Here is an 11,940-nt window from a genome sequence, read left to right on the forward strand (position 1 = left end):
ACAAGAGGTCGATCGAATTTGGGGGCAGCGTGACGCACGCGCGAACGGATCATATCGACGATGCACGCGGCCTGGTCCGCGCGCCGGATCTCGCGCGGGTCACCATTCTGGCCAAGCATACCCAGGTCGATATGGCCATTCCGGTCGATGTCCCGGTCGCCCTCGTCATTCCCGGCGTGGTCGATATGGTCGCCCAGCACAGCCGGGCCAATGACTTCGACCATGACGGCGAACAGTTCGAACCGCACGAATGGGTGCTGGCCCGGGTCGGCCAGCCGCCGTTCTCCAATTCGCTCAGCCTCGCCGAACAGGATGTGCGCGACGGTGAACTGCTCATGCTGGAAAGCGCCGGGCACACCGCGCCGACGCCGCTGTTCGACGACATCATGTACAACGTCGCCATTGCCGACGCCGATCATTTCCGGGGGCGGACGCCGCGAACAGCGCGGCTGACCGGATCGGTGCTGGCCGTGCTGACCATGCTGGTCGGCTGCCTCGGACTGCTCGCCGCGCCCGATGCCGTGCCCGGCTGGGTGAGCGGGACGGTGGCGCTGCTGGTGAGCGTGCTGCTGGTGGTGGCGAGCATGGTGCTCGGCCGCATGTACGGGGATGCCGCCAGCGCCCTGGTGCTGGGCGGATGCGCACTGCCGGTGGCGTTCACGGCCGGGATGCTGTTCGTGCCGGATCACTACGGCTGGGCCAATGCGCTGCTCGGCGCGGTGTTGCTCGGGGCCATCGCGATGCTGGCCTGGCGGGTGAGCGGGGTGGGGCCGGGACTGTTCATCGGCGTGACCACGCTCGCGGTGTACGCCGTGCCCGCCGCCTTGATCGGACTGCTCACCCATGTTCCGGTGAAGGCCATCGGCGCGGGTGCGGCCGCGCTCGGTCTGGCCGGATTGTCTTTCGCGCCAAGGTTTTCCATGCTGCTGGCCAAGCTGCCGCTGCCGCCGGTGCCTGCGCCCGGCACGCCCATAGACCCTACCGAGGACGATCCCGACGATCATCGGGCGCTGCCGACGCTCGAGGTGCTGCGCACCAAGTCCGAGCGCGCCCGCAAGTATCTGGCCGGGCTGGTGGCCGCGACCACCGCGGTGGTTGTCGCGGGAGCCGTTGCGAGCGTGTGGAATCCGGATGTCGACGGCGTGTACCGACCGGGCCTCGCGCTCGCGCTGGTGTGCGCGGTGGTGCTGATGTTCCGCAGCCGCACCTATGCGGGCGCGGAACAGGCCGTCGTGCTCATCGCGGGCGGCGCGGCCGTGCTGTTGATCCTGTTGGGCGGTGCGGCTTTCCGGCTGAATCAGCCCCTGGTCGTCTTCGGCGCGGCCCTGCTCCTGCTGGCGGCGGCGCTGGTGCTGGGCATCATCGTCCCGCGCCAGCAGGCGACCCCGCCCATGCGGCGCGCGGTCGAACTCCTGGAATACGCCTTCGTGGCCGCCGTGGTGCCGTTGGTGTTCTGGGTGACCGATCTGTACTCGTTCGTGCGCGGCCTCTAGTCGGATCGCTGATGTCCGCCAAGGGATTTCGAACCGTCGCCGCCGCTGCGGCGCTGGCCTTGAGTGCCTCCTCGGGGCTCTGCGCGGGCGTCGCCCACGGTGATCGTCCCCCGGCCATCGACCCCGCGCTCCTGCCCGCCGGTGGTCCCGCCGCCCCGCCCGGACCCACCGAGCATCCGGCGAACTCGCCGTGCATCAGCACCCAGTCCGGTGGCGGCGGCTCGACCATTCCGCCCACCCAGCGCGCCCTGGATCTCGAGCATGCGTGGCAATTCTCCAAGGGCGCAGGCCAGTTGGTGGCGGTCATCGATACCGGCGTCGCGCCGCACCCACGCCTGCCCGGCCTCATCCCCGGCGGCGACTATGTCGCCAACGGCGGTGACGGCACCGAGGACTGCGATGCCCACGGCACCCTCGTCGCGGGCCTCATCGCCGCCACCCAGGAATCCGGCCAGGGCTTCGCGGGCGTCGCCCCCGAGGCGCGCATCATGACCATCCGCCAGACCAGAGCCATGTACCAGGCCGAGGGTGCGGGCCGCGACAAGGGCCCCGACGATATGCCCGACGGCTACGGCAAGATCTCCGCCCTCGGCTCGGCCATCCGCCGCGCCGCCGATGCCGGAGCCCGCGTCATCAATATCTCCCTGGTCGCCTGTCCCACAAGCAAACCCGACAGCCGCGAGATGGGTGCGCTGGGTGCGGCGGTCCAGTACGCGGCCGTCGAAAAGGACGCCGTCATAGTCACCTCGGCGGGCAATACCGACACCTGCAAGGCGAGCAACCCCGGCCTGGACCCCCTGCACCCCACCGAAGACCTCTGGAGCACCATCCGCTCCTACGTGGCCCCGGCTTGGTGGGACGCCTACGTCCTGTCCGTAGGCTCCATCGACTCCTTCGGCCAGCCTTCGAAATTCACCGTCCCCGGCCCCTGGGTAGGCGTAGCCGCCCCCGGCGAGGACATCATCTCCCTCGACCCCCGCAATACCGACCTCACCACCGCCAAGATCACCAACCAAGGCCAGGTGGTCCGCTACAGCGGCACCAGCTTCGCCGCCCCCTACGTCTCGGGAATAGCCGCCCTCATCCGCTCCCGCTTTCCCGACCTCCCCGCCGCCGCCGTCGTCAACCGCATCCAAGCCACCGCCCACGCCCCCGGTGAAGGCTGGAACCCCTACGTCGGCTACGGCTCCGTCGACCCCGTAGCCGCCCTCACCGCCCAGATCCCGAACGAACTTCCCCCCAAACAGCCCAGCGCCATGGTCGACGAACAACTCCCCATCCCGACCCCACCGCCACCCCCGGACAACACCGCCCGCAGTACGGCGCTCATCGGCACCGGAATCGTCGGCCTGCTCCTGATCCTCGGCTTCCTCGCCTCGTTCCCGCTCCGCCGCCACTTCGGAGTCCGCGACGATATGTAGCCGCGGTATTCGTGGAAAACACAAGCGCACCCGGCGGATGTGCCGGGTGCGCTGTGTATGACGTTTCGAGAGTGGCTCAGAACAGGCCCGCGAGGGCGGTGTCCTTGGCCTGGAGTTCGGCATTGCCGGTGCGGACCAGGGTGGCGGCGCCGCCGAGGGTGGTGTTGAGCTGGCCGACGTGGGTGTTCCAGGTGCGCTGCAGGTCGGCGAAGGCCTCGTTGGCGTCGCCCTTCCAGTTGTTGGCGACGAAGTCCTCGACGCTCTTGTGGAAGGCCTCGAGGTCGTTGCGGATCTGTTCGGCGCGGTTGATGATGGCGGTCGCGTTATCGGCGACGCTGGCGAACTGGGCCGAGATGATCTGGCCACCGCTGGATGCTGCCATGGGAATTCCTTAGGTGAGGTAGTCGAAAAGGAGCGAAAGGGAGATTTAGACCGGGGGGAGATCCAGGCTGGAAACCTGGGCCTTCACCTGGGCGGCGTAATCCTGATCGTGCTCTTCGTAGTTCGAGCCCACCTTGATGAGGGTTTCGGCGGTCTGCATCAACTTGTCGTTGAGCTTGTCGGCCTGGAAGTAGTAGCGCTCCATGAAGGCGTTGAAGGCGTCGGCGGCGCCGCCTTTCCAATTGGAGCCGGTGGTGATGTTGTCCTCATCGGCCTTGAGCTGACGGATCTTGCCCATGAGCATGTCGTGGGTCTGTTTGAACTCGGTGGCCTTGGCCTGGATGAGCTCATTACTGGCTTCGAATGCACCGGCCACGGTGCCTCCTTTCGATTCGCGGGCGGACAACCCCTTGCATAGAGATTGGACGGGGGTCACGGCCCGGCGGTTCCACCCCTGTACAGCTATTCGCCAGCACACTAACGCAGGATTGGTGCCTCTGACCAGCCCTAACGTCACAGGGGTGATGTCATCCACGCGAGAGGAAGCTCACAGCCCGCCCGCGAATCCCAGGAGAATGCGACTACCACGTGCTGTTGGCCAGCAGTGCGTATTGGGCGGCCGCCCGCTGGTGCACATCATTGATCTGATCGGCCTCGACGGTGGCCACGTAGTGGCGGTAGGTGACCACGCAGCGGAATCGCTGAACCTTCAAACTGTCCTCATCCGTGGTTTCGCCGCAGATGGCCCCGGGAATTCCGACCGGTGCGTCCGCTACCCCCGGATACGACTTATCCAGAATGACCGAAGCCAGTTTTCCGGCCGACTCGGTATCCTTCGTGCGAAACAGCCTGGAGTAGTTCGACATCGAGGAACTGAACGAATACCGATCCATGCCACTGTCTTTCATGACCCTCGCCCAGTAATCCTGCTCCCCGGTGGTGTGCAGGAATCCGCGCAATTCGAATACCGCCTGACTGCCGAAACTCGGCGAGCCGTAGGTATCGGGATTCAGCGTCTGCCGCAGCATGCCGTCGGTGTCGTACTTCAGGCGCAGGACATCCTCGCGGCTCAGCGGTTTCAGCGCGTCGAGCAGTGGCGTCTACGCGTCGTAGATCTTCTCCACCAGGCGGGTCAGCTGGGCGCTGTCGGCCGCCGCCACGCCCGCGTAGAGGCTGATGACATAGCTGCCACGCGCCATGGTCGAGCCGATGGTGGGCGTGCCGGGCCGCCAATGCGCCAGTGCGGCCGAATATTTCGGCACCGACAGCTGCTGGTTGGTATCGGCCGCGACGGCGAAGTCGGCCGCCTCGATCCCGGCGGCAGCGCGGGCGGCCGCCGCCAGCGCCGCGAGCCGGAATCGTGTCGAAAACATGGTGATCCCCCGGCTCATCCCGCATTGACCAAACGTGCGTACTGCGCGGAGATCCGTTGCTGCGCATCCAGCAACTGGTTCGCCGCCACCTCCGCCGCATATCGTCCGTGCGAGACGAAGCAGTAGAAGGAGATGTCGTACTTGGAGCCGTAGTACTCCCGGCACAACGCATTCGGCAGATTCGCCGGTGACTCGACCGGCCGGAACTTGCGCGAGGTCGCACTGCGCACCGTGACGATCTCGGCCGCCCCGGCGGCATCCTGTGCGCGATAGACGAAATTGCCCCGCCAGGCCACGGCGTCGACGCCGGTCTCCTGGAACAGCGTCGTGTCCTCGTCCGGCGCGAGCGACACCTGCAATCCGCCCTGCCGGTCGTACACGCCCGGCACGCCGCGCTGCGACTGATCATCGGCGACGGTCGGCAGGGCGCGCGCCAGCATGCCGTCCGGATCGGGCGCCAGATCCATCAAATTGTCCTGCGGCGTGGGCTGGAATGTCGCCAGCCGCGCGGAGATCGTCTCGAAACTCCGCTCGGCGCGCTCGGTCAGCTTGCCCAGATCGCGTTCCTTCAGCGCCGACATGACCGAGTCGTAGACATAGGAGAAGATGACGAATTTACCGGTGGCATACCAGGATCGGAGCTGCCCCGGACCGGAGATATTGTCGGTGGCGTAGGACAGCGCGGCCGGATACTTCGCGAGCCGCACCTCCTCGCTGCCCGGCTCGGCCTCGAAGTTGATCCGCTCCAGCGCCGCCGCCGCATTGGTGGCCGACTGCTCGTCGGCGAAGATCATCACCACATTGTCGAGCTCATAGGACAGGCTCGGCACCGAATCGGAGCGGCCCGTGGTGAGGAATCCGGTGACGAATCCCGGTGCGGCCGCGGTCATGGCGTCCGGCTCGGCCGAGGCCCGCGACTTCATGACCGTGGAGGAGAAATCGATGAAGCTGCGGATCGCGCCGCCCATGGCCGAGGGCGCGTACTTCACCTCGGGCATGATCTCCACGGGCAGCGGCAGCGCATTCCCCAGCCGCCAGGCCTCCACCAGCTTGGCCTGCTCGATACTGGTCGGCTTGTCGTAGGGCTTCAGCTCCGTCGGCAGATTGCCGACATCGAGCGAAGCCAGATCGATGACCGGTTCCGCGGGCGCGCCCGAGTCGGAATCCGATCCGCAGGCGGCGGTCATGGCGACCGACACCGCTATCCCGGCGGCCACGACCGCCCGGCCGAACGTGTGCATTTGTTCCCTCCCCAGTGACAAACGATCAGCCGAACCCTACTTGACGCCCTTTTTCAGCACCGGCAGCAATTTGGCGAGCAGGGTCTGCTCGGATTCGGCCGACCAATTGCGCATGGCCGCGACCGCGGCCGGATCGTCCAGCGGCAGCACGGTGGCGCGCTGGCCGGTGACACTGCTCGGCAGACCGAGCAGCCCACAGCCCCCGGCCTTCTCGTCACTGCGGATGGCGATGATGTAGGAGTTGTCGGGCACCTTCAAGGAGCCGTAATCGTCGGCGGGCCGGGGCGAGGTCTCACCGCTCTTGGGTGCGTAGTCGAGGTTGTAGACGAAACCGAGGGCCTCCATGAACGCGGCCTGCGCCGTGCCGGACAGATAGATGCCGACCTTGGGGGAGATACCGCTGGGCGGTGGCGTGACATCGACGAGCGTAATGGTCTTGCCCTGGAAAGCGGGATTGTCGGTGCGCGCCTGGGCCAGTGACGGCACCGCCGTGCTGATGGTCGTGGTCGGCGCGGCGGTCGTGCCGCCGCCGACGGTGGTGCCACCCTCCTTGCTGCCGTAGAGGACGACGGCGCCGATACCGAGCAGCAGGAGAACGACAATGGCGGCCGCGACTTCGGTGAGCAGGCCCTTGCGGCGCTTGGCGGACGGGGCTACCGGAGCGCCCACCGACGGTCCACTGGGACCGGTGTTGTCACCCGGCGGCCGGAGCAGGCCGGGCGGGGCCGTCTGAATCGGATAATTGGCGGTGGTGGCGGCGCTCGGGACATAGCCGGGCACAAGCGCACTCGCGGCGGCATCGGTGAATTCGCGGGCGCTGCCGAAGCGTTCGGCCGGATTCTTGGCCAGCGCGCGGGCGATCACGTAGTCGATGGCCTCCGGCAGGTGCGGGTTGACGGCCGTCGCGCGCGGCGGCGGCTCGTGCAGGTGCCCCATCATGACCAGCGCCGGTTGCGTTGCCGGATAAGGGTTCTGGCCGACCAGCAGTTTGTAGAACGAGCAGGCCAGGCTGTAGAGGTCGGCGCGGTGATCCAGCGGCTGCCCGGACAGCTGCTCGGGCGGCGCGTAGGCGATGGTCGCCACGAAGCTGCCGGTCTGGGTGAGCTCGACGCTGTCCTCGGTGGATTTGGCGACGCCGAAGTCGGCCAGCAGCGCCCGCTCGTCCTCGCCATCGGTGCTGGAGAGCAGGAAGTTGGCCGGTTTCACATCGCGGTGCAGCAGGCCCTTGCGGTGCGCGAAGTCCAGGCCCTTGCCGACCTCGGTGACGATCCGCAGCGCCCGCAGCGGGGTCATGGCCGTCGGATCACGCTGTAGCTCCGCGGAGGCGTCGGTGCCCTCCACCAGCTGCATGGCGATCCACAGCTGCCCGTGCTCCTCGCCGCGGTTGTGCACCGAGACGATATTCGGATGGTCGAGTCCGGCAACGACATTGGCCTCGCGCTCGAAGCGGCGGCGGAATTCGGCATCGCGGCTGAAATCGGCGGAGAGCACCTTGAGCGCGTCCATGCGCGGCAGGCTCGGGTGTTTGGCGAGGTAGACGGTGCCCATACCGCCGGAGCCGAGGACCCGTTCGATCCGGTAGCCGCCGACGATGGTTCCCGGACTCATCGCCATGCTCGGAACTCCTGGATCATCTCGGTGGTGCGGGCTGCTGCTCGTCGGAGCTTACCGAAGGGCAGCAGCCCGCGCCGCCGACCGAGATCGGCTACAGGCTATTGGCCAGCAGCGCGTACTGCGCGGCGATCTTCTGCCGCACATCGGGTTCGTCATCGCTGCTCACCACGCCGACATAGCGGTGGTAGACCACGTAGCAGCGGTTCTTGTACTCGGTCTCGCTGTCGCCCTTGCTGTTCAGCTGCACGCATTTGGCGCCGGGGACGTCCTTGGGCGCGTCGATGGCGTCGTAGTGATCGCTCTCGTCGGCCACGAGTCCGTTCAACAGCACCTGGGCCCCGGCCTCGTCGCGGGCGCGCAGCACCGCGGCCGCGCCGACGGTGGTGATGGCGTCCGCGCCGCTGTCGGCCACGGCCTTGGCCACATCGCCCTGGTTATTGGCATCGTGAACGATCTTGTTGCCGCCGTACACGGCGAACGTCCGCGGATCGGGGGCGCCATTGCCGCGCGACTCGACCACGGTGCGCGCCAGCAGATTGTCCGGATCCACCTTCAGGCTGTTGAACTTGGTCTGTGGGGTGGGCGAGAACTTGTCGAGCGCGGGCACCTGCGCGTCGAGGGTCTTGCGGACCCAGTCCAGCAGATCCTTCTCCTCGGCGGCCGGGCGCTCGATGAACAGCGAGATGACGAATTCCTTGTAGGCCATGAAGGTTCCGACATTGGCCACACCGGGCCGCCAGTGCACCAGGGCGTCCGGATACTGGCTTAGCGTCAGCTTCTTGTTGATATCGGGCGCGACACCGAAGTCGGCGTCCTCGAGTTCCCGGGCGGCGGTCTTGGCGGTGCGCTCGTCGGCGAAGCGCATGACCATATTCGTGAGCGTGGTGACCCCCGCGCCCCCCGCCCGGTTTGTCGGCCCCGCTGCCGATGAAGGCGGTTAGCATATCGTTGCGTTCCAGCACCGGTTTGGACACCGCCGCCAGCGCGGTGGAGGTGGCATCCTCGATATCGACCACGGCGCGGCCGCTGCCGCCGTAGATGAGGGACGAGTCGACCTTGTAGCTGGGCACCACGGCATCCGCCATCCGGAAGCCTTCCAGCAGTGCGCCTTTGCCGCTGGAGTCCTGGCCGTAACTGAACTTGTCGACCGGATAGGTGCCGACCTCGAGCTTGCGGACGTCGATCTCCCCGGCGGTCGGCGTACCGGAGACGCTGCAGGCGGCGAGTAGCTGGGCGGTCAGGGAAAGGCATGCGGTGAAGAGCGGTGTGCGTGCTGTGCGAACCATGTCAGGTCCTCGTTCCTCCCGTACGGTGCATTCAAAGTAGCGGACCCGGCGCACGGCCGGGGGGCCGTCGCACAACGTCGCGCTCTCACCGGCTCATCGTCCGCGGGCGGCCCGGACGCAACGTCGGTCGGGCACGTAACCTGGTCACTGTGTTGAGAGTCTCGCGCCGCGCGAATACCGGGGGCCGGTTCCTTTGATGGATCGGCAGGTCGAGGTTGTCGCGGGCAGCCATATTCTCATCCGGATCGCGGGGGCTGTGATCCTGGTCGCACATCGGGAGAAGGGGAAGCCCACCGACGCATCCCACGCCGTGGTGGCCGCGCGGGCCCTGGCCGAACTGGTCGCCGAGGCCACCGAACACGAACCCGACGGGCCCGGACGACTGGTGGCGCGGCAGGCGACGCGCTGGCTGATGAAGGACGCCGAGCGCATCGCACCCGGTGAGCCCATCGAATTCGGCATCCTGTCCGCCGCCGACACCGGCGGGGTGGCCATCTTCCTGCACGGTTCGGCGACCGCGGTGCTGGCCGGGCCGAACACCGAGTACTACCGGGGCAGTGATGCAGCCTTCACCGTGGACCGGGTCGCCGAACATCCGGAGCGGGCGGCGGCGCTGTTCATCGACGAAGGCCGCCGCCGCGCCCCGGAACTGCCCGACCGCGGGGTCGGCTCGCTGGTCGAGGGCGTCGCGCTGGCCGCGGGCGCGGTGGTGTGGTTCGAAGGCGATCCGCTGCCGCCGCGGCGGCCGGTCGCCGTCGGGAGCGAACCCGGCAAGCGGCAGGTGCGCCGGGAACCGCCCGCGCCGACCGCGGCCTACGATCCGGATCCGGATCCGGATCCGGATCCGGATCCGGATCCGGATCCGGATCCGAATCCGATTCCGACGCCGGATCCGATTCCGCTGGACCCCAACCTGGTTCCGACGCGCACCTCCACCAGCCTGCCCGCCGGACTGGACTTCGAGACCGAATCCCCGGCCGCCACCGCCGGTTACGATCAGGGCCGCGCGCCGGGCTTCGATCCGCACCACGCGCCCACCGAGCACGGCGGCACCGATCCAGCGGTCGGCACCAATCCCGCGCCCAAGCCCGATCCGGATCTGCAGCGGCGCATGGAGGCCACCGCCAAGGCCACCGCGCTCACCGTCAAAGTGCTCGGATTCAAGTGCGCGCGTGCGCATCCCAGCGATCCGCGCGCGGCATTCTGCACCGTGTGCGGTATGCCGGTGGACCAGACCCAGCACGTGGCCGAGGTGATCCGCCCGCCGCTGGGCATGCTGGTGCTCGACGACGGCATGACCTATGTGGTCGCCGCCGACGCCGTGGTCGGCCGCGATCCGGAGCAGTCCGCGGCCGCGCAATCCGGCCTGGTGCCCTTGAAGATCGACGACAACTCCGGCGGCATGTCCCGCGCGCACGCCGAAATCCGTTTGGTGAACTGGGATGTCACCGTGGTCGACCGGGGATCCACCAACGGCACCCGGGTGAGCACGCCCGGCTACCGGGATTGGGTTCGGCTGCAACCGAATCAGCCGATGATCCTGATCCCGGGCGCCGAGGTCATGCTCGGCAATCGGGTGCTGCGCCTGGAACCGGTCGCGCCGCCGCCCTTCGGGTGACGCTGTTCCGGTTACGAATAGCGCGACTTGCAGGTGTTCTGATCGCCGAGCACCCCGGCGCGGAAGGCGTCCACCCGGGAGAAGCCGCTCGGCACGGTATTGCCGTCGGTGTCACTGGCCGCCAGTCCGTCGGTCAGCAGTCCCGAGACCGCCTCGTCCAGATCGCCCGGTGACAGGCGCGCCTGATTGCCGGATCGGGTGGGGTCGGCCAGTTTCGCGGTGATCACCCCGGCCAGGCAGGCGGCGCGCAGCCCGGTCTTGGCGCCCTTGAGCGTCTGACCCGCATCGTGCTGCACCGCCAGGGCGTAGCGGGATATGAAGACGACGTAGGCGGTGAAGTCGCCGGTCACCTTGACCGGTAAGCCTTCCTGCTCATCGGTATTGGCGACGCCGCGATCCTGGAGTTCGGCCAGATCGGTCCCGATGGTATTGGTGGCCGGGCAATAGGTCACCGGCACAGTGTCTTTCGCATTCCGGCAGGCCAGCATGGCCGTCGAGTAGTCGTACTGCGGCTCCGGATCGATGGGCATGATCTCGGCCATGGCCTCGGCGATCGAATTCAGATTGTCCTGGTCCACATTGGATTCGCCGAGGGTGGCATCGCCTTCGAAGGTCTGCGGGAGCTTGCCGCGCCGGGCCTCGATCTCGTCGATATCGATGGCCTTGCAGCCCTTGGCGCCGTCGGTGAAACCGATCTGCACGGCGGTGACGCGCTCGAAGGCCGAGCCGTGCACGCTCTCCGGATCCTCGGGATTGTCATCGCGAATGGCCACGGTGGCGGCCAGCACCTCGTTCAGCCCGTCCGAGGTGTTGATGGTGAAGTGCTTCGACTTGCCTTCGGCCACATGGCGGATGAACGCGCCCGCGAAGCAGTCGGCCTGTTGCTCCTTCACCAGGGTGGGCGTCTTCCGGGTGACGATCTTGGCAATGGACTGGATGGCGTGCCCGTATTCGTGGGCCAGCACCATGACCACCGACATCTTGCCGAAGGTCTCCTGCACGGCGGGCAGCAGAACCGACCGGTCCCATCCGATGGAATGGTCGAGACTGCAGTACGCTGCATTGACCAGCCGGTAGGTGCTCTCCTCACAGAACTGCACATCCTGCGACCGCGGCGCCTTCGCGCTCCAGGACAACAATTTGGTGACGGGGATGAAATCGCCGTCGAAGTCCTTGGAGTACTCGCCCTGCCAATAGGTCTCGATATCCTCGATGGCATTCATGACCAGGGTGTCGATCTCGCCGCCGTCGGTGTTCGCCGCGCGCAGCGTGGTGTCCGGGACCCCGGCGCGCGGTCCGTTCGGACCGCTGGTGGTGGGCAATCCGGCCACCTTGAACGGGTCGTCGTAGATGGAAACAGCGCGGCCGTCGACATTTCGTGTACATCCGGCCAAGAGCGCGACCACCAGCACCAGGATGCCGAGTACGGCACCCGATCGGAAAATAGCCGCCCCCTGGCGTCTCGCCACGTCCACTCCCTCGCAGGCCAACCGGTACTCCAGACCCGGGGTGA

11 protein-coding genes and 1 pseudogene are annotated in these 11,940 nt (G+C 67.4%); 3 read left to right on the forward strand and 9 right to left on the reverse strand.

Annotation, left to right across the window (positions count from 1 at the left end; genetic code table 11):
• Positions 1-29: 29 nt before the first annotated feature.
• Together eccD and mycP are read left to right on the forward strand one after the other, a co-directional pair.
• On the forward strand, positions 30-1,493 hold the full coding sequence (gene eccD / locus NC4_RS27300) for a type VII secretion integral membrane protein EccD (RefSeq protein WP_067543890.1): 1,464 nt from the start codon (positions 30-32) through the stop codon (positions 1,491-1,493).
• Between the two features lie 11 nt (positions 1,494-1,504).
• A complete protein-coding gene (gene mycP / locus NC4_RS27305) occupies positions 1,505-2,914 on the forward strand; it encodes a type VII secretion-associated serine protease mycosin (RefSeq protein WP_067543891.1) in 1,410 nt (469 codons plus the stop codon).
• Positions 2,915-2,990: 76 nt separating this feature from the next.
• On the opposite strand, the gene NC4_RS27310 is transcribed toward mycP, so the two are convergent.
• The 8 genes and pseudogenes from NC4_RS27310 to NC4_RS45230 form a co-directional block, all read right to left on the reverse strand.
• Positions 2,991-3,296 carry a WXG100 family type VII secretion target gene (locus NC4_RS27310; protein WP_067543892.1) on the reverse strand — a complete coding sequence of 102 codons (306 nt, stop codon included), beginning with the start codon at positions 3,294-3,296 and terminating at the stop codon, positions 2,991-2,993.
• Positions 3,297-3,341: 45 nt separating this feature from the next.
• Positions 3,342-3,671 (reverse strand): WXG100 family type VII secretion target, encoded by a 330-nt coding sequence (locus tag NC4_RS27315; RefSeq protein ID WP_067543893.1) that lies wholly within the window; start codon positions 3,669-3,671, stop codon positions 3,342-3,344.
• A gap of 205 nt (positions 3,672-3,876) precedes the next feature.
• The gene (locus NC4_RS27320; RefSeq protein ID WP_067543894.1) at positions 3,877-4,323 is read right to left on the reverse strand and encodes a DUF7373 family lipoprotein; all 447 of its coding nucleotides are present in this window, start codon (positions 4,321-4,323) and stop codon (positions 3,877-3,879) included.
• Between the two features lie 72 nt (positions 4,324-4,395).
• Positions 4,396-4,668: a DUF7373 family lipoprotein gene (locus NC4_RS27325; RefSeq protein WP_157555253.1), complete on the reverse strand. Its 273-nt coding sequence runs from the start codon at positions 4,666-4,668 to the stop codon at positions 4,396-4,398.
• Between the two features lie 14 nt (positions 4,669-4,682).
• Positions 4,683-5,909, reverse strand: a complete 1,227-nt coding sequence (locus tag NC4_RS27330; RefSeq protein WP_067543897.1) for a DUF7373 family lipoprotein — start codon at positions 5,907-5,909, stop codon at positions 4,683-4,685.
• 36 nt (positions 5,910-5,945) lie between these two features.
• Positions 5,946-7,523, reverse strand: a complete 1,578-nt coding sequence (locus tag NC4_RS27335) for a serine/threonine-protein kinase (protein WP_067543899.1) — start codon at positions 7,521-7,523, stop codon at positions 5,946-5,948.
• Between the two features lie 91 nt (positions 7,524-7,614).
• Positions 7,615-8,394 carry a DUF7373 family lipoprotein gene (locus tag NC4_RS27340; protein ID WP_245721955.1) on the reverse strand — a complete coding sequence of 260 codons (780 nt, stop codon included), beginning with the start codon at positions 8,392-8,394 and terminating at the stop codon, positions 7,615-7,617.
• A gap of 88 nt (positions 8,395-8,482) precedes the next feature.
• Positions 8,483-8,809: pseudogene (locus NC4_RS45230) on the reverse strand (DUF7373 family lipoprotein); the annotation flags it as partial.
• Positions 8,810-9,005: 196 nt separating this feature from the next.
• Between NC4_RS45230 and NC4_RS27345 the strand changes: the two are divergent.
• Positions 9,006-10,427, forward strand: a complete 1,422-nt coding sequence (locus NC4_RS27345) for an FHA domain-containing protein (protein ID WP_067543901.1) — start codon at positions 9,006-9,008, stop codon at positions 10,425-10,427.
• Between the two features lie 11 nt (positions 10,428-10,438).
• On the opposite strand, the gene NC4_RS27350 is transcribed toward NC4_RS27345, so the two are convergent.
• Positions 10,439-11,896 (reverse strand): neutral zinc metallopeptidase, encoded by a 1,458-nt coding sequence (locus tag NC4_RS27350; protein ID WP_281186440.1) that lies wholly within the window; start codon positions 11,894-11,896, stop codon positions 10,439-10,441.
• Between the last annotated feature and the right edge of the window lie 44 nt (positions 11,897-11,940).

The organism is Nocardia crassostreae, from assembly GCF_001613405.1.
Lineage (GTDB): Bacteria > Actinomycetota > Actinomycetes > Mycobacteriales > Mycobacteriaceae > Nocardia > Nocardia crassostreae.